The 24,251-nt window shown below is 44.8% G+C and carries 26 protein-coding genes; 14 read left to right on the forward strand and 12 right to left on the reverse strand.

Going from position 1 to position 24,251, the window contains the following annotated elements; translation table 11 throughout:
- Positions 1-481 precede the first annotated feature (481 nt).
- A complete protein-coding gene (locus tag CLV31_RS20265; protein ID WP_111394914.1) occupies positions 482-1,774 on the forward strand; it encodes a hypothetical protein in 1,293 nt (430 codons plus the stop codon).
- Positions 1,775-1,936: 162 nt separating this feature from the next.
- On the forward strand, positions 1,937-2,230 hold the full coding sequence (locus CLV31_RS20270; protein ID WP_111394915.1) for a Bor family protein: 294 nt from the start codon (positions 1,937-1,939) through the stop codon (positions 2,228-2,230).
- Positions 2,231-3,444: 1,214 nt separating this feature from the next.
- Here CLV31_RS20270 and CLV31_RS20275 read toward each other — a convergent pair.
- Complete coding sequence (locus tag CLV31_RS20275) at positions 3,445-4,302, reverse strand: phosphate/phosphite/phosphonate ABC transporter substrate-binding protein (RefSeq protein WP_111394916.1); 858 nt, start codon at positions 4,300-4,302, stop codon at positions 3,445-3,447.
- Between the two features lie 49 nt (positions 4,303-4,351).
- Positions 4,352-5,023 (reverse strand): hemerythrin domain-containing protein, encoded by a 672-nt coding sequence (locus CLV31_RS20280; RefSeq protein ID WP_111394917.1) that lies wholly within the window; start codon positions 5,021-5,023, stop codon positions 4,352-4,354.
- Between the two features lie 306 nt (positions 5,024-5,329).
- Here CLV31_RS20280 and CLV31_RS20285 point away from each other — a divergent pair, with 306 nt between their 5' ends.
- Positions 5,330-5,773 (forward strand): DUF4345 domain-containing protein, encoded by a 444-nt coding sequence (locus CLV31_RS20285; protein WP_111394918.1) that lies wholly within the window; start codon positions 5,330-5,332, stop codon positions 5,771-5,773.
- 388 nt (positions 5,774-6,161) lie between these two features.
- Positions 6,162-6,641: a leucine-rich repeat domain-containing protein gene (locus CLV31_RS20290; RefSeq protein WP_111394919.1), complete on the forward strand. Its 480-nt coding sequence runs from the start codon at positions 6,162-6,164 to the stop codon at positions 6,639-6,641.
- Positions 6,642-6,700: 59 nt separating this feature from the next.
- Here CLV31_RS20290 and CLV31_RS20295 read toward each other — a convergent pair whose 3' ends face one another.
- From CLV31_RS20295 to CLV31_RS20315, 5 genes are all read right to left on the reverse strand, one after another.
- Positions 6,701-7,135 carry a hypothetical protein gene (locus CLV31_RS20295; RefSeq protein WP_111394920.1) on the reverse strand — a complete coding sequence of 145 codons (435 nt, stop codon included), beginning with the start codon at positions 7,133-7,135 and terminating at the stop codon, positions 6,701-6,703.
- A 167-nt stretch (positions 7,136-7,302) separates the two neighbouring features.
- On the reverse strand, positions 7,303-7,554 hold the full coding sequence (locus CLV31_RS20300) for a hypothetical protein (RefSeq protein ID WP_111394961.1): 252 nt from the start codon (positions 7,552-7,554) through the stop codon (positions 7,303-7,305).
- 41 nt (positions 7,555-7,595) lie between these two features.
- Positions 7,596-8,666 carry a hypothetical protein gene (locus CLV31_RS20305; RefSeq protein ID WP_111394921.1) on the reverse strand — a complete coding sequence of 357 codons (1,071 nt, stop codon included), beginning with the start codon at positions 8,664-8,666 and terminating at the stop codon, positions 7,596-7,598.
- 363 nt (positions 8,667-9,029) lie between these two features.
- Positions 9,030-9,521 carry a thermonuclease family protein gene (locus CLV31_RS20310; RefSeq protein ID WP_111394922.1) on the reverse strand — a complete coding sequence of 164 codons (492 nt, stop codon included), beginning with the start codon at positions 9,519-9,521 and terminating at the stop codon, positions 9,030-9,032.
- Between the two features lie 177 nt (positions 9,522-9,698).
- Positions 9,699-10,724: an LLM class flavin-dependent oxidoreductase gene (locus CLV31_RS20315; RefSeq protein WP_111394923.1), complete on the reverse strand. Its 1,026-nt coding sequence runs from the start codon at positions 10,722-10,724 to the stop codon at positions 9,699-9,701.
- Positions 10,725-10,928: 204 nt separating this feature from the next.
- On the opposite strand from CLV31_RS20315, the gene CLV31_RS20325 reads away from it, so the two are divergent.
- Both CLV31_RS20325 and CLV31_RS20330 read left to right on the forward strand, forming a co-directional pair.
- Positions 10,929-11,156 (forward strand): DUF3820 family protein, encoded by a 228-nt coding sequence (locus CLV31_RS20325; RefSeq protein ID WP_111394925.1) that lies wholly within the window; start codon positions 10,929-10,931, stop codon positions 11,154-11,156.
- Positions 11,153-11,932: a CPBP family intramembrane glutamic endopeptidase gene (locus tag CLV31_RS20330; protein WP_111394926.1), complete on the forward strand. Its 780-nt coding sequence runs from the start codon at positions 11,153-11,155 to the stop codon at positions 11,930-11,932. Before CLV31_RS20325 ends, CLV31_RS20330 begins: the two co-directional genes overlap by 4 nt.
- Here CLV31_RS20330 and CLV31_RS20335 read toward each other — a convergent pair whose 3' ends face one another.
- The 4 genes from CLV31_RS20335 to CLV31_RS20350 form a co-directional block, all read right to left on the reverse strand.
- The gene (locus CLV31_RS20335) at positions 11,933-13,060 is read right to left on the reverse strand and encodes a serine hydrolase domain-containing protein (protein ID WP_111394927.1); all 1,128 of its coding nucleotides are present in this window, start codon (positions 13,058-13,060) and stop codon (positions 11,933-11,935) included. It abuts the gene before it with no gap.
- 134 nt (positions 13,061-13,194) lie between these two features.
- A complete protein-coding gene (locus tag CLV31_RS20340) occupies positions 13,195-14,931 on the reverse strand; it encodes a family 43 glycosylhydrolase (protein ID WP_111394928.1) in 1,737 nt (578 codons plus the stop codon).
- Positions 14,932-14,937: 6 nt separating this feature from the next.
- Positions 14,938-16,035 (reverse strand): Gfo/Idh/MocA family protein, encoded by a 1,098-nt coding sequence (locus tag CLV31_RS20345; protein ID WP_111394929.1) that lies wholly within the window; start codon positions 16,033-16,035, stop codon positions 14,938-14,940.
- A gap of 93 nt (positions 16,036-16,128) precedes the next feature.
- Complete coding sequence (locus CLV31_RS20350) at positions 16,129-16,395, reverse strand: hypothetical protein (RefSeq protein ID WP_111394930.1); 267 nt, start codon at positions 16,393-16,395, stop codon at positions 16,129-16,131.
- A 190-nt stretch (positions 16,396-16,585) separates the two neighbouring features.
- On the opposite strand from CLV31_RS20350, the gene CLV31_RS20355 reads away from it, so the two are divergent.
- The 6 genes from CLV31_RS20355 to CLV31_RS20380 all read left to right on the forward strand — a co-directional run bounded on the left by CLV31_RS20355 (position 16,586) and on the right by CLV31_RS20380 (position 20,159).
- Positions 16,586-17,035, forward strand: a complete 450-nt coding sequence (locus CLV31_RS20355) for a MarR family winged helix-turn-helix transcriptional regulator (RefSeq protein WP_111394931.1) — start codon at positions 16,586-16,588, stop codon at positions 17,033-17,035.
- Positions 17,036-17,115: 80 nt separating this feature from the next.
- Positions 17,116-18,120: an NAD(P)/FAD-dependent oxidoreductase gene (locus CLV31_RS20360; protein ID WP_111394932.1), complete on the forward strand. Its 1,005-nt coding sequence runs from the start codon at positions 17,116-17,118 to the stop codon at positions 18,118-18,120.
- Between the two features lie 13 nt (positions 18,121-18,133).
- Positions 18,134-18,457, forward strand: a complete 324-nt coding sequence (locus CLV31_RS20365) for a 2Fe-2S iron-sulfur cluster-binding protein (protein ID WP_111394933.1) — start codon at positions 18,134-18,136, stop codon at positions 18,455-18,457.
- Between the two features lie 232 nt (positions 18,458-18,689).
- Entirely contained in the window at positions 18,690-19,136 is a 447-nt protein-coding gene (locus tag CLV31_RS20370; protein WP_111394962.1) for a nuclear transport factor 2 family protein, read from the forward strand.
- 174 nt (positions 19,137-19,310) lie between these two features.
- Entirely contained in the window at positions 19,311-19,712 is a 402-nt protein-coding gene (locus tag CLV31_RS20375; RefSeq protein ID WP_111394934.1) for a hypothetical protein, read from the forward strand.
- A 69-nt stretch (positions 19,713-19,781) separates the two neighbouring features.
- On the forward strand, positions 19,782-20,159 hold the full coding sequence (locus CLV31_RS20380) for a hypothetical protein (protein ID WP_111394935.1): 378 nt from the start codon (positions 19,782-19,784) through the stop codon (positions 20,157-20,159).
- Between the two features lie 108 nt (positions 20,160-20,267).
- On the opposite strand, the gene CLV31_RS20385 is transcribed toward CLV31_RS20380, so the two are convergent.
- Entirely contained in the window at positions 20,268-21,902 is a 1,635-nt protein-coding gene (locus CLV31_RS20385; RefSeq protein ID WP_111394936.1) for a carboxylesterase/lipase family protein, read from the reverse strand.
- A gap of 97 nt (positions 21,903-21,999) precedes the next feature.
- Here CLV31_RS20385 and CLV31_RS20390 point away from each other — a divergent pair, with 97 nt between their 5' ends.
- Both CLV31_RS20390 and CLV31_RS20395 read left to right on the forward strand, forming a co-directional pair.
- Entirely contained in the window at positions 22,000-22,704 is a 705-nt protein-coding gene (locus CLV31_RS20390; RefSeq protein WP_111394937.1) for an NUDIX hydrolase, read from the forward strand.
- Positions 22,705-22,707: 3 nt separating this feature from the next.
- On the forward strand, positions 22,708-24,249 hold the full coding sequence (locus CLV31_RS20395; RefSeq protein ID WP_245943456.1) for a carboxylesterase/lipase family protein: 1,542 nt from the start codon (positions 22,708-22,710) through the stop codon (positions 24,247-24,249).
- Positions 24,250-24,251 lie beyond the last annotated feature (2 nt).

Here is a 24,251-nt window from a genome sequence, read left to right on the forward strand (position 1 = left end):
GGCAAAACCAAACTGAGGTAATCCTTTTCTTCCAATTCTTTTTTTTAACAAAGAAACCACATTGACCTAAATCCCCCAACTTTTAGGACTGATCCATTTATTCTGTTCACCAGATCCACTTTCCCTATCCTAAACGGCTTCAAAAAACCTCCCTGATATCAATCACCCCATTTTCCTTAAGCGTCTGATTAACATTAGAAAACAATTGCGAAAGACTATTCAGGATTCCCCTTAAATCCAGGAGAACACCAACCGAAGGTAAGTCCCGGTTTAAAAAAAGTTGATCCTAAAAATATCAACTAAGCAACTGTACCCATGAATTTTCCATCCTAGGGCAAACCGAATCCTTTTTTTAAGTAAAAATCAAATGATAAAACACCCATGAGAAAATGCTTCTCATACAACTTGTCCCGATGAAAAATCGCGACAGGCTACCTGCCCGGTAGGCAGGTCTGACCATTAAAAATCAAATTATAAAAAAATGAAAAAAACCAGCTTCTTTCTTTTGTATGCAATCATAGCCCTATGTTTTTCCTGCTTCAACGAGTCCGCTGACAATTTTCCAAACCCATCCGCACCTCTTCCAAATGGTGTTCCTACCGAAATAGGAACACCAATTGGCCTTCCGGTTTCAAAAGAAATCGGGCCTGAGGGCGGTATTTTGGAATTGGAAAATGGAAAGATTCAACTCACTTTCCCTTCGGGAACTCTTTCGCAGACGGTAAGTGTAAAAGTTCAGCCTTTGTCCCAAACCTTAGAACTTGGAATTGGCATTCCTTTCGAATTAGACTTGGGCGGGACCTCTCTGAAAAAGCCCATTGAACTTACCTTCCACTACGGGGAGGAGGATGTATTTGGAAGCGGAGTAGATTTTATTCATTTGGCACAACAGGACGACAATAAAATCTGGAAAGCCAAACGCAACTTAACTGTAAACCAAAGTGCAAAAACAATCAAAGGAACAATTTCGCACCCAGGGAGGTGGACATTTTTTGCCTCGGCCAAAATCAAACCCGGCCTAAAAAGCATCGGCCCTTCAGAAACCCTAGACTTGGAAATCGTGGGTTATGAATACGAACTGAGTCTGAGAAATGATCCTAAAAAGCAAGACCTCCTAGCCCCTTTGGTCCCTCCAGTACGAATCCAACCGGCACTGGTCAGCCAATGGTTGATCGATGGGAGGCCAAGCGGAAGCAATCCGGCAAGAGGAAGTCTGGGCTTTGTCAACAATGATCTTACACTTGCCAGATATACCGCTCCTCCAAGCGTACCCAATCAGCCTACAGTGATGGTTTCGGCAGAACTTTTCTTGGGAAAGGAAAAATTCATCCTGATCTCCTCAATCGCTATTGAAAACAAAAACAGATTTTCGGTTGGAAATTATACATTCTCTGATCCAGAAGTCTTAATTGGTTTAGCAGGGAATACGCTGACTATTTCAATGTGGAAATCGATAAACAATGAATTACAAGCCTCATTGGCCTTTATTATTCCTGACTATAAGGGTATAGGATCGTACAACTTCTCCACTTCAACCCAAGGCGGAGTAGAGCTAATCTCAGATCAAATCAGTTTGGAAAGCATCGCCTATGACGAAAATCTTAAACCCTACTTCAACGGAAGTATTACCATCACAGAAAGCTCCACTCAGCCCGGTGGAATGATATCAGGAACCATTTCCGGAACTCTTTACCAAAAAAAAGAAATCAACAACTTGATCTCTTACATTCCTTATGATGTTGAGGCTAAATTTTCTGGCACTTTTACTCCTTAAATAACCGTCACATGATGATGTGATGGGTACCAATAGGAACATTAAAAACTCATGGAAATTATAAATTATCCAGCATTGCATCCAGAGCATTTAACCCCAACATGTGATACCATTGGGTATATATAATTGTCAATTTTACACAGAAAATTAAACCAACTTAAAATGAAAAAACTGATCATCAATTCAGCACTAATGGTAGTGCTTTCAGGAACTCTCACTTCTTGTTTTACTCAAACCTATGTCGTGGGAAATGGACCCCAAAAAGGCATAGAAACGATCGAAAAAAGCCACTATCTGGTCTACGGCTTAGCCCCTGTGAAAACAGCAGATCCGGTAAAAATGGCAGGGGATGCCAAGGACTATTCCGTCACAATCCAACATTCCTTTGTAGATGGCCTGTTAAACGCCATTACATTTGGACTTTACACTCCCACTACTACCAAAGTGGTAAAGTAAGAAGGGATTTCAGAACCTCTTCCCTCGGGCCGGAAATTATTCCGGCCTGTTTTTTTTTTTTACTATAGGACTAATTCATCAAAATGTATATCTGCAATCACCATTCGCAGAATTTAAACCATGCATTTGGAAAGGAGATATATTTTAGTTTGATCAAGATCCGAAGGGTTGAAACAATTAATGACCCCCGGTGTAGCCGGGGGTTAAAGTAAAAAACTGTAAAGGGAAGCCCTGAAAGGGCGGAACTTTGATGTTTCACCCTTCCAGGGCTCAAGGACAATCAAGGCCTTATTTTCCCTGCACTTCGTACAGGGTCATGATTTGTTTGGCTTCTTCAGAGCCATTTCACAGGAAATACAAATTTTATACTGCTTTCAACTTAGGACAGGCGAGAAAGCGAATAATCATATTCATCAAAATACCAAATGAATATACGGAATCTTGCCAGTAGCATTTCTAAAGGTCAGAAGACCAAGTTAAGGCCATATTTTTGGCAATCTTCGGTCTTTAGTCATCGGTCGCCTGTGCTGAGCGCAGTCGAAGCATCCAGCCCAAAATCAGTGGAATATTCGTCAACTGGCAGAAAAGCGTATTATCAGTAAATACCATATGTGAATCCGCATGTTTGCACGTTAGCGATTAAAAATGGGTTTGGAGGTTCTAAATAGGCGGATTCCCACTTCTCTGAAATGGGGCCAGGAGCCTGTCCCGACAAATGAGGGGAGGATCTTCCATAAAATGGAATCCTCTAGGTGAGATCGATATGCCATGTTCCGGATACACCTAATGTGTTTCAACAAAAAGAAACCTCTCATGCCAATTTGAGTCAATGTGAAATCCAAGGCATGGACTGTGCGATCCCTCGAAAAGAGTTGATTCTCCTCCCAACTCTCGTTTTATTCTCTTCCTCTACCCCTCTTGAGAAAGGTCTCCAAAAGGAGCCAAATGGCTTATACCAAAAAGTGGAAGTCTAACATACATTTTCCCAGGTAACCATTCAAAGGGTACGACCCAATAAAATCAATTTGCAATTCCCTGAAGCCAGGTCCGGAGCCCACCTTCTTAGCCTCCTCCAATAAAAAGAGGCTATCCCAACCGCTCCAATACCCATGAACCCAATCATTCAGGTATCAGATGCTTAAGGGACAGCCTCTTGGTGTCACAAAATAGCCTAAAGCTTTTCTGCTCTTTGGAAAGTTTCGAAAAGCAAAAAATCAGAAGCTCAAAAAATGATCCCTACTCACTTTTTCGAATTTTGAAGCATGTTTGGCTTCAACCCAACCGGATTTGATCAATTGAAAAGTCTTGGGATACCGGTCATGGAGTCCTAGAAGCAAATCTTCCAGATCAAGTTTGAGTTGTTGGGGTAAATCCTGTCGAATCAGCACAGGACCAAGTGGTATGGAGGCTGAAGTCCAGATGAGGTTGAGTTCGGATTTCCTTTCCCCTAAGGCGTGAAAATCATGAGAGCCAAAAGCTGCCAAATCCGACTCTCCTGACAAAACAGAGGCTAAAGATTCCGCATGCTTGCCTCGGAAATTGACCTGGGCAAAGTGCTGCTCCAAAGGAGAAAGACCTTGTTTTTCCAGTTCTTTCCTGGGCACCAAATACCCTGAAGTGGATTTCCTGTCGACCATGGATAACCTGAGCTCTTTTGATTTAGCCTTGACGTCTTCCCAATCCAAAATTCCTGAATGTTTCGATGAAGCTATCATCGAATGATACCCTGTGTTTGCACCGGTCTCATCCAGCAAGGCCCCCAATATTTCAAATTCCTGGGCTCTCTCTAGGTAACTCAGGAATCCAGCGGTACTGATAAACACCAACTCCACCTCCCTCCTAATCATCGCTTCTTCTAACTGATTTACAGTCGGAAATGAAATAGTGAACACCTGACAATCCGGATCCACCTTTTCTTGGATAAGTCTGGAAAATGAAAGCAGGTTTTCCACCCGGTCTTGAGTACCGTAGGTATAGGTACCGATTCTCAATTGCTTTGCACCTTCTTGAGCCCATAAGACCTGAGTGCTCAAAAACGAGAGAATGTAAATCAGTTTTTTCAAATTATTCATGGGAAAGAGATCTGGGGATAGGGTTCAGAATCCAAAAACTCGGAAAGAATCAAGCCGTGGCTTGCTCCTCCAGGGATTCCATCAAGGATAAATAAGAAGCGGAATCCATTTCGGTTTTCACCACAGACATCAACTGATCAAAAAAAGCCTGAGGAGCATTTGCCTTCAAGCCTCCCAAAGCCATGATTCGCTCCGTGGGTGCCAATGCAGGAATGATATACTTAAACCATCGGAGAATTTTCTCCGGTGAAAAGGACGAAACAATACGATGATGTTGATGGATCAGCTCCTCGTCAGTGTAATTTTCCCAAATCATCCCCAAAACCGACCTCTCCTCAAAAATCATATGGGCCGTGTATTTGGAGTGGAACTCGGAAAGGTCCAGGAAATAATCAAAAAATTGGCGGGAAGATGATTGGACCGACAATTCATTCACCAGGTATTCAAGCCTGGCAATAAGACTTTCCAGATACTCATGTTCTTCCTGATTTTCTTGGGTACTTCCGGGACATCTTTTTTCAAGATCAGGCAGGATCACGTGGTCTTCGACATGGGCATGCTGCTCCAACAAATAAAAAAGCTCATGAGAAAGCTCCTTGAGTTTGAGTACCTCCTCCGGACTTTGTTGGTCAACATTTCCGGCCAATAAAGAAACTTTTCCAAAAAGATACCTCAACCCTTTATGAGGTAATAGATAGGGGTTTAGTCTTAAAGTTTGCATGATAATTAAATGTTTTTACCCCTCAAGGATGGGAAAAAGCAGGGTTGAGTTGCAGGGTTTTCAAAAACCACATATTGATGTGATCGAAAGCCAAAACAAATCGGGCCTTGTTTTCCGCAGGTAATTCACGCTGCACTGAAGAATAAAACCCAGAGGCAATCCTTTCCTATCCAGATTACAAACTGAAATCAATCCCTGCCAATCCGAGAACTACATAAAAGGGGGATAGAAAAAATTCAGGTACAACCCCAACCTCCATTTTCCCATCAACCCTTCAAATGACACACATTTGCTAAACTCCCTGATATGAAATCCAAGCAAATTCTCAAAAAACCGACCCAAGGATATGTGATTTTTTCCCTGCTAATTATAGCCTATGTAAGCTTGATAGCCTTGCTTTCTCCCCGGCAAATCATGGAAATGATGCAGATCAACTTGGAAAATAATGATGCCATCAGTTCTGTTCGGGGGGTGTACGGTGGGCTTGGCTTAGCCATTACCTCCATCCTGATTTACTTACTTTTCAACCATCCGGATTGGGCCTTTCGCTTTTTGGTGATGTATTGGGGAGGGCATACCCTATCCAGGATCATAACCATTGTGGCCGATGGCGAACTCGGAAATTTCGGTACTTATTGGCTACTCATCGAGGGATTATTCTTTATATCCGGAATAGCAATATTTTGCATCAAAAAAATCCTTTATAAAACAGAAGAGCTGATTGACATTCTAGTCAATCAGTATAGTTGAGCCTGTTAATATAGTGAAAACCAAACTCTACCCTAGTCTGCCGGGGTGGATGGACCCGGAATTGGAATTCTCATGCATATTCCGGATTAAAAAAAGCAGTGATTAATTTAAATGAATATACGGAATCTTGCCAGTAGCATTTCTAAGGGTCAGAAGACCAAGTTAACGCCATAGTTTTGGCAATCTGGAATGCTTCGGTCACTTGTACTGAGCTTGTCGAAGTATCGGTCTTCCGCCCCATTAATCGAAGAGTATTTGGCTGGTGGTATCATTGCGGACAATCATATTATTTCATCATGGTAGGTTTCTATTTTGGGGAAATTCTGCATTTTTAGCCACATGGATTGCTGCTAAGGCAATCATCCCAAAGGCCAAACCAACTTCTTGAATGAATAGAAAAAAGCAGGAAAAAGCATTTTTGGAAAAATATGGACTGAAGGAGTTCAACGCATTCCCTGTCCATTTACCCCGTTTTGGATCCAAACTTGGAGATATTACCGATTCGGACCTTGAAATTCTATCTCGGTATGTCGGATCGATTGATCGACTGATTCTGAGTGAAAATGAGATCACCAATCAGGGACTGAGCCATCTCAGTCAAATAATGATTAAAACCCTGGAAATCGACGGAAATTCGCTCGATGACCATTGCCTTCCCCATTTAATAAAGATGAAGTCCCTGGAAGACCTCAATATCCGGCATACGGCAATTTCAGTCCGGGGCTTGATGGATCTCATTGAAAATCTACCCAATCTAAAGTCCATCACCCATACCTTAAACGAAGCCGACCATAATCAAATCGAGGAAATCGAATTGGAAAAGCCTGATCTGGAATTGAGAATAAGCTATACTAAGGGAGGAACCTAAAAAGAATGAGCGAAAAAAAAGATGCTGCCTCATGTCAAGCAGCACCCTAAAGATTCACCTTAAACGCTCTCTTTTTTATAAAAATCCCTGACAAAGGCCAACAATTGATTGTCCGTCAGCTTGTCTGAACTCTCTACGGAAAGCCACTTGCCGTCAAAAGATTTATTTTCCTTCAGTCTATTTTTCAACTTCTCCTTCATGGTTCCCGGCCCAAAAAGAAGGATGTCTTCGAACGGCTGAAGTCTGTGTTCCATCATTCGGAGATACTCGTTGATTTCGTTTTGGGTGGTGTTATGCTTTTTGTGTTCATTGTTGGAAGCATGCTCGGGATTGGGAGAAAAACGCGTCATATCCTTGCCTTCTCCATCGATTCGTTTGATGCTTTCGTAGGGGGAATCCACTGTTTCCAAAAGTTTGGCTTGGCCGCTTTTGAAACCTATCAGATGAGCTTTTGAATGATCAATCCATACGCCGATTTGCTTGTAATTTTCCATGTTTTTTTGGGTTTTATTGAATCAAACGAAACTTACTTGCCTTGGAGAATCCCAAATTCAAAAAATAGTTTCAGGATCATATCCACTTGGTAGTTAACAAATTTGCCTGAAAGAAAAAAGTCAAATCCAATCAGATTTTTCCTGAAAAATCAAGTTTCCGAATACCTTCATAAAACTCTTCCTTCAGAATAAAGATCATAGGCGGCTATCACCGTTTGTGTAGCCGGCGAAGCTCCATATCTTTCATATCCTTCGATTTCATTCCGGTTTTCCACAAACACCGGCAGATACTTCCCTTCTATTTCATCCCAAACGATCAACAAATACGTGTAGGGAATCCGGCTGCTCCGGCCGGTCTCAAACCAAGACTCAAAAAGTGATTCACTCAATGACTTTGGATATTCAGGACTTTCAAACATGGAAAAAAGCAGATTAATTGCCTCGCAAGTTAACTTATTTGCTACTTTTTCTTTTCCCAAAGCCCAAAAGGAATCTCCTCCCCCCGCTTTTTGGCTTTTTCACGCACTTCCAAATGAAAAGTAAGAGACTTGATTCTACCTTCAGGATCAAGGACACTCAAGGATTGTAAAAATTCATCGACCTCCCAATCGGTGAGGGAAAAATACTTTTCCACCAAGGCCTCCTGTCTGGGCTTAAACCAAGCCCACGACTCAGAAAACAAATCTGCGGCACCTCCCACATAATGGGTTGGATAATGAAAAAAACGATAGCCTTTTTCTTCGCTCAGGATATAATGAATCCACTCTTGTTGTTCATCGATGAGGACTTTTTCCGCATCCAAAATGACCTCGATGAGAACCTCCTCAGGAAGTTCCAGCTTGTTTCGATAGGCCTCTACCAGCAGCGTTTTCTCCCACTTCTCAAACAATCGCAAATCTCTCCTAAAGATTTCAAATTCATTATAAAAACTTGTCCATCTCAAATATCTTCCCGGATACTCCATTTTGTTCTCGTCAATAAAATCAAAAGTCTGACGATACTTTTCCATCCATGGTTTGATTTCAGCCAAAGGATAAAACTCCCTTGCTTTCATTTCCGCATACGCGTTCAAGGCGATTTCAGTGTGGATCAGCTCATCGGGACTGAGAAAAAAATCGGGCTTTTGATCATCATAGACCCAAATGGAATATTGGGTGCCGTACCAATCTTTGGGCTGATGGCATCTCAATTCATGGCATTCACAGATTTCCTTGATCAGGTGATCCTGCCCATCCGCGGTAGGCTCGGTGATAAAGCGAAAGTCAATGTAATTACGGGAATGATTCCCCACGAATCGATAGGCCGTACGAATGAGTTCCGGATAACAGGCAAGGCCACAACAATTGCCTGATTCCACCTCCAGATACTCATCTCCATCTTTCTTAAATTGCCCGAATAAATCCCTCAATTCCTCAACAAACACCGCTAAAGGCACCTCCTGATATACTTGGTCTGGATCAAGCAGCTCTCCGAGCAAGTCGGCATCCATGTCAGCAAATGCTTGCAAAACTTGATTAAGGTAAAAGTCCATAAGGAATCGGATTGGAGAAAGGGAGCACAATCAACTCATTTCCAAAGAAAATAGAAAGACAACCCAAGCCGGATTTATTTCTTTTTCAGACGCAGATTGTCTTAAAAATTTATAGCGGGAAAACATTCACGCGGTTTGACCTAGCCTCGCGCTTACCTTAAAATGAATATACGGAATCTTGCCTGTAGCATTTCTAAAGGTCAGGAGACCAAGTTAACGCCATATTTTTGGAAATCTTCGGTCTTCGGTCATCGGTCGCCTGTGCTGAGCGCAGTCGAAGCATCCAGCCCAAAATCAGTGGAATATTCGTCAACTGGCAGAATAGCGTATCATCAGTCACCTTAAATAATCAGTGTAAAAACCTCACTTCCACAATCCCCTTTTCGCACTTCGGGCTTCCCGCTCCAATTTCTGAAACAGCTCCTGATACCGGACATTGGGTGGAAAAGTCGCTACTTGGGCATAGCCTTCTTTGACCAGCAAGGCATTGACCATGGCTCCGGATTCGAGATAGGCATAGGCTAAGGTTCGTTTGTACCGGTCGTATTTTTGGACGTCAAATTCCAGTCTGACCCGTTTATTGAATAGCAACTGCTTGGCAAACACACTTGCTTCTTTGCCGAAATGCTCCACTTCCTTCTTCCCGGTCTTTCTCGATTCAGGTGCATTGATCCCGATCAGGCGGATTTTCTCTTCTTTTCCGGAGGGATAGGTCACCCAAAAGGTATCGCCGTCGGATACTTTGGTGACTAAAACCGACTCAGTCTTACTTTGGGAATAACTGTTTTCCGAAAATCGAAAAAACAGGAAAAAGACAAAAAGAAGCCGGAGATAGAAATACTTGGGAAAATTCATTTTCAAACCTACTCAAAATAGAGACTAAGGGATTCCAAATCAATGATCAATAATCAAACTCAAGGTGAAATGAGCTCTCATTGGGAACATTGATACTTGATCATTGGTCATTGATCATTGGAAATTGATCATTGGTCATTGGAAATTGATCATTGATCATTGGTCATTGGTCATTGGTCATTGATTCACTTTCGAAATCACTTCTTCCCCGATCAAAGCAATACTTTCCGAAAGCTGCTGATGACTAAGTCCGGCATTGTCCATTTGGAAGGTAAATCGGTCGATTCCTCCCAAAGACTCACTGTGACGGAGGATTTTCTCAGCTACTTCATCAGGATCTCCCACTAAGTAAGCCCCCCATTTGGAATTCTGCGCTTCAAAGTGTCCACGGGTCACCGGTGGCCAGCCCCGCTCTTTTCCGATTCGTGTAAATGTCTCTGCATAGCCTGGATAGTAGCTTTCCACCGCCTCTTCATGCGTTTGTGCTACATAACCCAAAGAATGAAGTCCGACTTTCAGCTCGTCTTGGGAAAAACCAGCCTTATCACCAGCTTCCCGATACAGGTCCACCAACGGACGGAAGCGGTGCGTTTCTCCCCCGATCACGGCCACCATCAACGGCAAACCGAGTGAGCCTGCACGGGCAAAAGAACCAGGAGTCCCTCCCACTCCCAACCAAATAGGCAGCTTTTCCTGAACCGGTCGAGGATAGATCGGCTGGTTGTGGAGTGCGGGCCTGAACTTCCCAGACCAAGTAACGACCTCCTGTTCTCGGATCTGGAGCAAAAGCCCGAGCTTTTCTGCAAAAAGCTTGTCATAATCCTGAAGATTGAGTCCGAAAAGTGGAAACGCTTCCGTAAAGGAACCACGGCCGACTACCATTTCAGCCCTGCCCTGAGACACCAAGTCCAAAGTTGCAAACTGCTGAAAAACCCGCACCGGATCAGCTGCACTCAGCACCGTGACGGCACTACTCAGGCGTATCTTTTTGGTCATCCCTGCCGCAGCAGCCAAAATCACCGAAGTCGCCGAATCCAAAAACTCTTTGCGGTGATGCTCACCGATAGCGAAGACATCCAGGCCTTTTTCGTCGGCCAATTTGATTCGCTCCAGCAATTCCCGCATGGCATCCTGCGCGGTGCCGACTGGATTGCCATTTTTATCTGTTACATATGCTGCAAAGCTATCTATTCCGATTTCCATCGATTAGTTCCTTTCTGTTTGATTGAGAGGAAAACCATTTCAGAAGCAAAAAGATTCATCCGAAATGCTAACCTGTGTCTCTGGACTTTTTGAAGTCCAGCGTCTGGAGACGCAGGACTTCAAATCCTGTAGGCTTAGCTTTTTCCTGCTTCCGGAAAAGCTGGAAATTGAGTCGGGGAGAAACAAAAACATTACTTTTACCCCATGAACCCCGAAATTCTCGTCGATCTGGTGACCAAAACCATGCCGTTTGGAAAATACAAAGGCTGGCTGCTCTGTGATATTCCGGAGCACTACCTCGTGTGGATGCATGGGCAGGGTTTTCCCGAAGGAAAGCTCGGTATGTGGCTGAGTACCCTTTACGAAATCCGACTCAATGGTTTGGAAGAAATCCTCCGGGAACTTAAAAAGCGCTATCCTGCCAAGCAATGAGAAAAGTATTGGATTGGATCACCTGGCAGAGAATTTCTGCAGATCAAATTGGATTTAAAAATCTTGAACAGGAAAGTCGAACCCTGATTCTTTACTCCCTTTTTTACATCCTATTGGCGTTTGGGGTTGGCAACCTGATTATTCATTTTCCCCAGCCGATTCTGGGAGCCAAAGAATTTGTCCAAGACTTTTGGTATGCAGCTGTATTCAAATTCTCCTTTCTGTTTATTCTTCCTTCCCTGATTTTCTTCAAAAGATGGAAATATGGTATTCAAGATCTGCTGTTTGGGCTAAAGCCAAAAATTGGAATGAATATCAAAGGAGCTCTGCTGATCACCATTGGCTTTTTGCTGAATATTAGACACATCCCCCGAGTTTCAGAGGCAATGCCCAGTTTTGAAGATGCTGGGTTTCGCTTGATTTTGGGGATTGTAATCCCATTGTTGATCGCTGGTTTACCGGAGGAATTGTTTTTTAGAGGAATGCTGCAAACTAGGCTTGAGAAACTTTGGAATACCCCTATCGCCATTCTTGTTTCCGGATTGCTTTTCACGGCTTGGCATTTACCCAGCCGTTATTTACTGGCAAACGGTGTGGAAGGTCAGGCAGGGGATTGGGTTTCCATTCTTCTCGGAACAGGGCTTCCTGTGTTTTTGGTCAGTTGCTTTTTTGGCTGGCATTGGGCAAGGTATCGCAATTTACCCTTGTTGATAGGGGTACATTGGGCGATAGACATCCTGCCTTCTTTGAGTTCTTTTTTCGGGGTGAGCAATTGATCAGGGTTTGATCCACTCCTCATAAAGGATATTTGCGGCCTGCCGGATTACCCGAATGTAGCCTTCCTCTTCTGCGGGATCGGAGCCATTGGTGATGACGACAAATCCGTACTTTTTATCCGGGTCAAAAAACATCGCAGAGTACAACCCATACGCCGAACCCGTATGTCCAATAAGCTCCACACCGGAAATCAACTTATCGGTTTTCCAAAGTGCCAAGCCATAGTTTTCATCCGCTGAAAGAGGAGTTTGCATCTTCTGAGCGCTCTTTTTGGAAATGATTTTAGCTTTTCCCCCCTTTCCATAATTCATGTGCATGATCATGTACTTGGCCAGGTCGGGAGCGGAGATTTTCATCCCTCCTGTGGGAGAAAAAATCGGCGTACTGTAGCCCATCTGATAGGTTTCCAACTCGGTCTTTCGAGAAGCGTACGCGGCAGGAGAAGGGATAAATTTGGCCGAATCTCGGGAGTAGTTGTATAGTGTCGCAAACCGGGAAGCATCCAATTCATTCACATTATATCCTCCGTAAAGCCCCAATGGATCGAGGATGTGATTTTTCACATAATAATCAAACCGTTCTCCTGAATACTTTTCGATGATGGTTCCGACCATATTAAAGTTGAGGTTGCAGTACTGATAGCCCTTGCCGGGTTCGTAAGCGTTGTACACTTTCTCGGAGTTGGGATTCTTGGCAGGATTGATCGCATCGAGTGTGAAATAGCCTTCAGAATCATTGAGCGAGGAGGTATGAGAAAGCAGCATTCTCAGCGTAATCACAGTCTTGGGAAACTTGGGATTGCGAACGGTAAAGCCAATCAATTCACTCACATCATCGTCCAGACTCAACTTTTTCTTTTCGACCAACTGCATAATCGAAGTAGCCGAAAAGGACTTGGAAATCGAGGCAATCCGAAATAGATCCGTAGTCTGAAGCGCTACTTTACCATCTTCCTTCCAGCCCAAGGCATCCGTGTAAACCAACTTCCCATCCTTCACCACCGCCACCGAAAGCCCCATCACCGGTTGGCTCTCCATTAACTGAGTCAATCGCTCTTTGGTCTGATTCTGAGCCTGCGCTTGGAATCCGAAGATCAGGAAGAATAGGATGGGAAGTAAGTATTTCATTTGAAGACTGGGTTGGGGTTACTGGAAATTGGTAATTCAAAATTTGAAAATGCTCAATTTTCAATGATCAAACTCAATTTTCAAAGTTTCTACCCTTGACCATTTTAACTTGAGCATTGGTCATTGATCATTGATCAATCCACCTTCTGCACCTCGTACCACTCACTCGTCCCGTTTTCATTGATCGCTTCGATGGTAAAATAATAGGTTTTGGTTCGATCCAGCGTTTTGAGCCAGTATTCATTGTTGCCCATGACCATGATGGATGTGTAGAGTTTGTCCGGTGCAGTGCCGTAATATAAGTTGTAGGCATAGGCATCTGACATGGGGGACCATTTGATGAAGGCACTTCGCTTGTCTTTTTCAGTGCGAAAGACCATAAACTGCTTCACTTTTTCAGGCCTTGCTCCTCCCCCATTTCCAAAAACTCTAAAGCCGCTGATCGCGAATTTCCCAGTGGGCATGTGGATATTTTCCAACTTAAGAAATCGTGTCTTTACCGGAGTTTTCAGCTCCACATACTCGTGAGGAATGTCCGTGGTGTTTTTGCTTTTGTCCACGAGTACGTCCCACTTTTTCCCATCCAAGGAATGGTAAAGTATGTACTGATGGTATTGATCCGTTCGCTTGCCAAGTCGATCTTGATCCACATCCTGATCGGCATAGTTGATCTGCACAGCATTGACGGTGCTGAGTTGACCAAGATCGGTTTGGATCCATTCTCCTTTATTTCCTGAAGTCGCACTCCAATAGGTTTTGAGGTCTTCATCGTTGGCTTTATTTGCTGTGAATCCACCCAAAGTTGAAGATACAGCCATAGGCTTGTCATAATTGAGCAACATCCATCCGGTGAATTTTCCGGCTTTTTCGGAGCCGGGCAGGTAGTGCGGATAATCCCCAAACGCCGTACTGCTCCACATCACATCATCTTGATCAAAGCCAGCAGGCCAAATCCCCAATCGGCGCTCGAAGGTATTTTTCACCGAAATCATTATGGTGCTGATATGCCAATACAAGCCCTGATTGTCCTTAAAGGTGCTGCCATGCCCTGCTCCTCGGGCAAAGCCACCCAACTTCATACTCAGTGGATCAGACTGCGGGGTAAAAGGACCCAAAGGTGTCGGCCCAACCACCACGCCGTCAGAGTAGCCACTAAATTCCGTTCCCGGCGCACCATATTGGAGGTAGTATTTACCGTTGTGTTTGGTCACATGCGCTCCCTCCATAAATGGATCGAGGAAGGTATTGTCCATGTGCTCGCCAAATCTTTGCCACCCATATTTGTCCGGCTCCAAGAGATACATTTCCTTGCGGGTGCCGATGGGAGCCAAGGTCTTCCGATCCAATTCGATACCATAGAGTGGATATCGATTGGAGCTGCCATTGTACATGTAGAGCCGGCCATCATCGTCCGTGAAAAAGTCAGGATCCCAGCCTCCGATTTCAAATTTTTCAACCAAAGGCTTCCACTCATTGGCTGTCGGATTGGTACTCATCCATATGGTGAAATCCTTTTCGTAGGTTGATCCCATGACCAAAACCGTATCTCCGACGATGCCGACTGCCGGGGCACAAAGTTCGTCATAGACTTTGTTCCAGGGACGGAGAAAAAGTCGGGAGTGAAACTTCCAATTGGACATGTCAGTGCTGGTCCAGTAGCCCCATTGATTGGTGGAAAAGAGGATGAAAGTTCCCTTGTAATTGACCACTACTGGATCGGCTGTGGCGCGGTGGCGTCCCCATTCGGAAAAGTTGGGGATCGGCGTATATCCATAATCGATGTTAATCGGGTTGCAATAGGTCTGTTGCTGAGAATAAACTGGAACAACCAGGCAAAAGGCCAAAAGAACGAGTAAGAATTTTGGGTTCATGAACTTCTATTTTGAAAGAAAAACGGTTTTGCCGGAAGCCGCGCTTTCTTTGGCAGCCTCCAGGATTTCCATCACGATCAGGTTATTTTCCAAACTGTAAGGATCGAAGGCCCCGAGTTGTGTTTGGCCACGAACCACGGATTTCAAGACTGAAAAAGGATCATCGAAGGGCTCGGGACGGGAATCCAACTCAAACTTTTCCTCCTGAAAACCATCGTATCCCCGGGCCATTCGAACTCGAAGCTGTTTAGCATTGTCTGAGAAAATTGCCCCGGTGAGACCATAGATTTCCATGTCCTTTCGGCCAATCGGCCAGTTCCAGGATGCTTCGATGATGGTCTGAGAAGTAGGATAAGTCAAAATAATCGTCGCCTCATCATCGACTTTGGGATTGTCGGCTGGATTGAGTTGCTGGGTAATGGCCGTGACGGAAAGGGGCCGCTGACCATCCAAAAGCCAGGTACTCAAGTTTGCTCCATAGCAGCCAAAGTCCAATAACGCCCCAGCCCCATTTAGGTCCGGATCGGTCAGCCATTCCAAAAATTCGGGCCCCACACCGATTTTCTTCGGACCTCGGTGACCATCCCGAACGACTATTTTCCTGGCATCTCCGATTTTCCCTTCCTTAAAAAGCTGATGGGCTTTCTCATTGGTTGCATACCAGGACGTCTCGTAATTTGTAATCAGGTGAATTTGATGTTTTTGTGCCAAAGCAGCCATTTCTCGGGCATGTGCCAAGCTGACCGCAAGTGGCTTTTCCACCATCACATGGACACCGCGAGGCGCGCAGGCCTGTACGATTTCAAGGTGAGCGAAAGTGGTCCCAAATCCCGTCACTGCTTCAGGCCTGGCTTTTTCCAACATCTCTTCCAGGGATTCAAAAATCAAATCCATGGACAAGCCGTGGGCCCGAATATATCGCTCAGCTAAAGCACGATCGGGTTCGGCGATCCCGACAATTTGAATATCAGAACGCTTGTCGGCCTCAAAGACCCAACCTACATGCCCATGATTGAGCCCTGCCACACCGATTCGGAAGATTTCATCTTGGGCAAAAGCTTGGGAAATCCAAAATAGAAGAATAATACCTATCCAATTTTTCACTCGAGTAAATTAAGGATTTTGGTGAAAACCCTTAAGTTAAAAAACAGAAGGTTTGAAGAAAACGACCAGTTGATCTAGAAAAGAGAATCTCCTTTACTTGATCCGCTCTTTTTGAAGCCGGTCAAATTCTTCCAACAAGGCGATGAGTTTGATGCGGACGTTTTTGTCGGAGATGTCCAGTCCTTGTGCCGAAAACTGCGTTTGGATAAACTTCAGGGCATTGTAGGGAGTGACTTGGACTTTGTTGAACGCTGCTTCTTCTGGAGTAAGGATATTATTATACATATCCATCAGCACATAGCCACGGTCGGAATTTCGCAAAACCTCAAGGGCCTTGTCGATGACAGTATTCCAATTCATTATTCGAAGGTGTTAAGTTGTTGAAAAAATCATGGGATTAAGCGTTTCAAAATAAGGATTAAACTTCCCCAAAACCAAATAAGGATCAATAATTGAGGATTTTATAAAAAATATATTTTTCCTATGGTTTTTGTAGGGAATTATTTTTTCAAAAAAGAATCTTCATATATTTGTCACACTAACAATTGGTATGACACAAGAACTATTTGCCCGATACTCTTTCCTTCTCGATCGCACGGCGAGAAAAGTGAAGCAGTATGCACAGCAGCAGTTCAAACATGGGGATTTTGACGTGACGGTGGATCAGTGGCTGATTCTTAAAAACCTTTCCGAAAACGGTCATTTGAGTCAAACCGAACTAGCCAATTTGGTATTTAAAGACCATCCTACTTTAACTCGGATTCTGGATTTGCTATGCAAAAAGGGATACGTGGAGCGGGTGCCTCACCCTCAGGATAGGAGGAGTTTTCAGCTTCACCTGACGGACAATGGAATTGCCAAAGTCACTGAGCTCAAACCTAAAGTCCTTGAAATTCGGGAGAAGGCTTGGGAAAATCTAAACGAAACCGATTTCGAGGAATTCAAGCGGATTTTGAACACGATTTACCAAAATTTGGATGGTCAAATTCTTGAGGAGTAACAGATAGTTAGCACACTAATTATATTTGCACGAACAAATCCAACTTCCGTTGGTTTTCTACAGAAACCATGACTACAAACATGATCCATACAGACCTTTGCATCATCGGCGCAGGACCGGTGGGCCTTTTCGCGGTTTTTGAGGCAGGTTTGCTCAAAATGCGCTGTCACCTGATTGATGCTTTGCCACAAATAGGAGGTCAATTATCAGAAATCTACCCGCAGAAACCGATCTATGACATTCCCGGCTATCCGGAGGTCAAAGCCCAGGATTTGGTGGACAATCTGATGGAACAGGCCAAGCCCTTTCAGCCTACTTTTACTTTGGGCGAGCGTGTAGATCATCTCGACAAGCAGGAAGACGGAAGTTATATCGTCACCACGAGCGACAAGACCAAAGTGCATGCAAAAGTAATCGTCATTGCGGGTGGCTTGGGATGCTTTGAACCCCGAAAACCTGTCTTGACCAACCTTGAAACCTACGAAGGAAAGGGAATCAGCTACATGGTCAAAAACCCGGAAACCTATCGGGACAAAAATATCGTGATCGCAGGTGGGGGAGACTCTGCATTGGACTGGACGATCTTCCTGGCCAAAGTAGCTAAAAAAGTGACCTTGGTTCACCGGAACGAGACGTTCCGTGGAGCTCCCGATTCCGCATCAAAAGTATTTGACTTAGCAAACCGGGGAAAAATTGACCTGATCCTTTCAGCCAATCTCAAGGAAGTCAACGGAAACGGAAAACTGGAGACCGTAGTCTTAGAAGATAAGTACAAGCAGGACCTCAACATCGAGGCAGATTACCTCATTCCACTATTCGGTCTCTCGCCAAAGCTCGGACCTATCGCAGATTGGGGCCTGAGCATCGATAAAAACGCCATTGAAGTAGATACCCGCGACTACTCTACCGGAGTAGAACGCATCTATGCTATCGGTGATATCAACACCTATCCGGGAAAGCTGAAACTCATCCTTTGTGGATTCCACGAGGCCGCCATCATGATGCACTCTGCCTTCAAGTATGTGTATCCTGACCAAAAACTCAGCTTCAAATACACCACCGTAAACGGTGTCAACGCATTCTAACCCCAACTCAGCCATGATCAAATTCACCGTAGAAGACCAAGACGGCAACCGCCAAGAAGTAGAGGCCCCTGATGATATGGGCTTTAGCCTCATGGAAATCTTAAAAGCTTCTGAATACCCTGTGTTGGCAACCTGCGGCGGAATGGCCCTATGTGCCACCTGCCACGTGGAGATCTTGGAAGGGAAAGACGGACTCGGGGACGCCACCGATGTGGAACTCGATCAGCTGGAAAACTTACCCGAATACTTCCCCACCTCTCGCCTGGCCTGCCAAATCCGAATCGGAGACCTTCTCGAAGGTGCCGTAGTGAAGTTGAGAGGGGAAGATGTAGTGTGATTTGAGATTATTAATTCGAGATTTGAAATTAGAACCACCTGGAGACAGGTGGTTTTTCTTTTCCTATAAACCCATAAAATTTATCTAAAACCGTCCAATTAATATCAATTGCTCGATTTTGATTGAAATTCAAAGGCGCTGAAGAATATTGAATTTCTCCAATCGACATCATTCGTAATCAAACAGCCCCCATTTTCGTACATTGTAGATGTTCGTCCAAACTGAATTCAAAATGAAATCCATTACTATTATTTTTCTACTCTTACCCCTGATCGGATTTTCCCAGATTACTACTAAACAAAAGGAGAACGCCTTGAAAATCGCCCATCTCATCGAGCAATACTCCCAGGCCCGTGAAGCTCAAGACACGGTTTTGCTCAAAGAAATACTCACCGAAGACATCGATCAGCTCGTCTCCTCCGGTGAATGGAGAAATGGGATCTCCGCAGCAATTGAAGGAATGCAACGAAGCACTCAAGGCAATCCGGGAACCCGAACGCTTAAAGTAGAAAAAATCAAATACCTCAGCGAGGACATTGCTTTGGTAGATTGTCGCTATATCATCACCTCCCCAAATGGGGCAGAACGAAATATGTGGAGTAGTTTTTTACTGATCGAAAAAACCGGAAAATGGAAAATCTCTGCGATTCGAAATATGAACCCTTCTGGCGCTAATTAAATTCCTCCCGGAAATCAAGGCTGAAAACCTGAGAAAATTCACAAAAAATACCCAGTTGTGGGTATTTTTTGATCACTATTTAAGCTGAAATTACAGCCAGATTACTGAACAGGATTTGCCTGATCCACCCGTCTGGCGAATCTTTTCACCAACTCACCCAAAACCCTGTTTATCATGCCAGCCCAACCTACATCTCTTGGGGAGTCTCCGGCTATCTATGGCCAAATAGAACTCCTTTCTTACCAATCCACCTTCAATATTATGGCCCGGAGAGATCCCTTAGGCCACCATACTCCCGAGATTTTCCATCAACTCATCTTGACAGGCAGAAACCTCAGCAACCAAAACTTCATCAAAGTGGACATGAGAATTCGCGAAACCAAACATATGGTCACCAATCCGGCAGGGTCGGCCGACACGCTGATAATGGATGTCCCAAAGACAGATTTCACCTTTATGGAGTTTTTGCTGAACAAAACAATTGACTCCAAGGACCAGCAGCCGCTTAAACTGATATTGGAGTATTCCTCCTCTCCCAACAAGTATGAGTTTAATGCCACTTTCCTGATCAAATAGCCAAGTGATGGATTTCTTTTGTAGCAAATTCTCCTTTTACTTCGTTGATAGATGTAAATTCGGAATGCTATGAAAACCCTTATTTGGAGCCCTGTTATTGTCTTATTGATGAGTTTCAGCTGTGTGGATACCGAGGACCAGCGCCGATCTGACCTAGGCGTATTGGAACTCCTGGAAGAAGAAATAATCGCCCTGTCCGAATCTGTATCCTGCACCAATTCAAACGAATGGAAATTCACGGCAATGGGAAGCAAAGCCTGTGGCGGGCCAACCCGATATATTGCCTATCACCAAAGCGTGGAAAGAAAATTTCTGGAGCTGGTCGATCAATATACCTTCCGGCAACAAGAATACAACCGAAGAAATAATGTGTTTTCTGACTGTATGCTGGTAGCTTCTCCCAGATCAGTCTCCTGCGAGGGAGGTAAACCCATTTTGGTCTACTGATCAATCCGATCATAAATGAAAAAGGCCGGTTTCCCGGCCTTTTTTGAGTTTGGAGAAAGGTGTTAAGCTTTAATTAGGCCAAACTCTTTGGGTGATCTACAACTCGGTTTACTTATCATTTTTATAATACCTGTCATGAAAGACCTGACGGGCATCGTGGGCAGCTTTTACTTCTTTTGATTCGGTATCTATCACCATCAACGGAGGATTTTGATCTCCTGACTGAGCCGCTGACCAAGTGGGATTTCCTCCACCGTTTGGATTTCCCGTTTTCACAAAATTGGTAAAGTAATCAAACATCGTTTTGGAGGCCTTGAAGTCTTCCTGTGTCCAGGCAAATTCCTTCACCAAGTGAAGATTGCCCATCGCATACTCGATCTCGGCGGCATGTCGCGCTCCGATTTGCTTCGGCGCGGGGGCTGGATTATCACTTCGAACGGTCCCTCCTGCCAAGCCGGCTGTCAGGTTTTTATCGACCAAAGGTGGGGATAGCTTACTGAACAAATAGCGGTAAACCGGCTGATTGCTGTGATTTCGATGCAGGTCAAACCACTTCCAGGTACTGTACACGATAAATCGGTCCGATGCCAAATCGGTGGCAGCATATTCTACTTGCTCGGGATTCTCGTGTGCATAAAGACTCAAAACTTCTGAAGAATGCTCAGGATAGGCTTCTTTGACTTTTTCAATAAAAGCTTCCTTGGTGTAAGGCTTACCCTGCATAAACGCCGCACCGGGAATCTCGGCCGAGTTCCAACCCAAAAGCAATGGAACCTGTGCTTGTTCACCAGCTCTGAAAATTTCCGGAAGGGTCTTTGGCAGCAAATACCCGTCAATCACTACAGGAAACCCGAAACGCCCGGATTCCTGATAGAGCTCAAACACATCCTTGGCAGACATTTTTCTCGCTTCAGCAATGGATTTCACTCCTGCTTTTTCGAGAAATTCTTTGCCTGTTTGTTCTGCTTCCTGGAGGGATACCGGCGCCAAAGTAGGGTTGATCCCGGCACCGCTTTCACCGATCGCTCCATGGATAAGATTTTTGGAAAGCGGAGAGGCCATCTGATAGGAAACAGAGATCGATCCGGCAGACTCACCTGCAATGGTCACTTGATTGGGATTTCCGCCGAAAGCGGCAATGTTATCCTTCACCCACTGTAAAGCTAAAGCTTGGTCCAATAAGCCGTAATTTCCTGAGGCTTTATAAGGAGCCTCAGCACTCAGTTGAGGATGAGCTAAAAATCCAAAAATCCCCAAGCGATAATTCACGGTCACTACTACCACGCCTTCTTTGGCCATCGATTCCCCATTGTATCTGGGCTCAGAGGCATCACCCGCGACAAAACCTCCTCCGTAGAAATAAACCAATACAGGAAGATTTTTGCTGTTTCGTTTTGCCGGAGTCCACACATTCAAATACAAACAATCCTCGGAGACTCCATCAGACCAGGAGTTCATATCTCCGAAAACAAGACCCTGAACAGGTCTGGGGCTAAACTTTTTGGTCATCTTCACTCCTGACCAGTTTTCGGCCGGAACAGGAGCTTTCCAACGCAATTCCCCTACAGGCGGCTTGGCAAACGGAATTCCGAAATAGGTCGAAACCCCGTTGGTCACATTGTAATTACCTTCGATTACTCCATTGACTGTGGAAGTCTGCACGGGCATAAAATTGTTACTTTGGGAAAAGCCAAAAGTTGAACCGAGTAAAGCAAACGCCAAACCGATAAGAAAGACCTTCATAGATTCAGAAATTGAACTTCTATTGTTTCAATATGAGACAATATTAATTGCTTCTCCGGAAAAATCCTATTTACTTAGACCAGAATTACAACCTAACATGCCTCTTCCCGAAGTTTCTCAATTCATTCCTCATATCGCTTACGACTCAGTCGTTTTTGGTTTTTCAAAGGGAAAACTTAAAATCCTCTTAATGGAGTATCATGACACAGGCTGGTTTGCTTTGCCGGGAGGATTTGTAGAAAGATCCGAAAATCTGGAAGATGCTGTCAAAAGAGGACTGAATGAACGGACAGGGTTGAAGGAAATTTATTTGGAGCAGTTTCACACATTCGGAGATACTTCACGCTACAGGCCTGAAGTGATGCGGAGAATTTTGGAAGCCAACGGACACTTGATTCCCGAAAATTATTGGATGCTGGACCGATTTTTTTCCATTGCCTATTATGCGCTGATCGATTATGAAAAAGTAACCCTGATGCCGGATGCGCTCTCTGACTCTATTGCCTGGTATGAGATAGACAAGCTCCCTGATTTGATTCTGGATCACGGTAAAATTGTCCAAAAAGCACTTCAGACTCTCCGTGAAAACCTCGACCGTAAACTCATCGGAGGCAATCTCCTGCCCGAACGATTTACGATGAATGAACTTCAGGCAGTCTATGAGGCGATTTTGGGTCAAAAACTCCGTCGCACCAGCTTTCAGCGGAAAATGCTCAGTCTGGACATTCTTGATCGGCACGAAAAGCTCTTCACCGGCAAAAGCCACAAAGCCCCCTACCTCTACAGCTTCAAAACCCATTAACCTATGCTCAAAAGCCCGATACTGCTCATCGCTGCGATGGGCTTTCTTTTTTTCGCCTGCGGAAAATCGGAAAATACAGCCGAAATCTCGGTTCAATCCGTGGCTGTCGAGGGTGGATTGATCTCCGGAAAACCCGACTCCAGCGGACAGGTCAAAATCTTTAAAGGAATTCCATTTGCCGCCCCTCCCTTGGGGGAATTGCGATGGAAAGCTCCTCAGGCGGTCATTCCTTGGGAAGGGATCAAAGCCTGCACCGAAAACCCCGCTGCTCCCATACAAAATCCACCTGTGCCGTTTTTTGCCTGGTCGGAGGAGTTTTTAATTCCCAAAGAACCTATATCGGAAGATTGCCTTTACCTCAACATCTGGACAGCGGCTGAAAGAACAGATGAGAAGCGTCCGGTGATGGTTTGGATTTACGGAGGGGGCTTCAGCTCGGGAGGAAATACCGTTCCGCTTTATGACGGAGAAGAGCTGGCGAAAAAAGGCATCGTGGTCGTCGCGCTCAACTACCGTGTAGGCATGCTCGGATTTCTTGCCCATCCCGAACTCAGCGCTGAAAACCCGGATCAGACTTCCGGTAACTATGGACTCCTGGATCAGATTGCCGGACTGGAGTGGGTGAAAAAGAACATCGCAGCCTTTGGCGGAGACCCGAATCAGGTAACCATTGCCGGCCAGTCGGCCGGAGCTTTAAGCGTCAACGCTTTGGTGGTCTCTCCAAAAGCAAAAGGACTTTTCCACAAGGCCATCGCCCAAAGCGGGGGTATGTTTAATCGCGGTTCGGGCTTGGTCTCCGGACTTCAGGGAGCAGAAGAAAGAGGCAAACAATTGACCGATACGCTTGGAATCTCGTTGGCAGATCTTCGCAAAATCCCCGCAGACAGCCTGCTTAAGTTTCCCGCAAGATTCGGCCCTGTAGTGGATGGCAAGGTTTTGCCAAGCGTGAGGCAGGCTTTCGAAGAAGGGACTTTTTCTGATGTTCCGCTGCTGACAGGTTGGAATGCCGACGATCGGGTTTCCGGAAATCCACCAACTACTCCAACTGAATTCAAAGTCAACGCCAAGAAACAATATGGAGGCCGAGCAGGGGAATATCTGGAGCTTTTTCCTGCGGGAAATGAAGTAGAACTCGAAGAAACCCTGAAAACCATCGGAGTTCTCGGATTCGGATTTCAGAATTACACCTGGGCAAGAATGCAGACCGAAAAGGGTCAGAAAGATGCTTACCTCTATTACTTCACTCGAGTACCTCCGGGCGAACCCAATTACGGAGCCTTTCATTCGGCAGAGTTCAGCTACGCACTCCACACGCTCAGAAACTGGAATAGGCCCTTCGAGGAAGTGGATTATGACCTGGAAAAAACGATGTCGGACTATTGGGTCAATTTTGTAAAAACAGGCAATCCAAATGGTCCTGATTTGCCGGAATGGCCTGTTTTCAATCCGGAAAACCCTTTGGTGATGGAGCTGGGAACTGAGGTCAAAACACGGGCAATGCCCTTTTGGGCGCAGATGAAATTTATGGAAAGTCTGAATCGATAGTC

The sequence above is a fragment of the Algoriphagus aquaeductus genome (assembly GCF_003253485.1).
GTDB classification, from domain to species: Bacteria; Bacteroidota; Bacteroidia; order Cytophagales; family Cyclobacteriaceae; genus Algoriphagus; species Algoriphagus aquaeductus.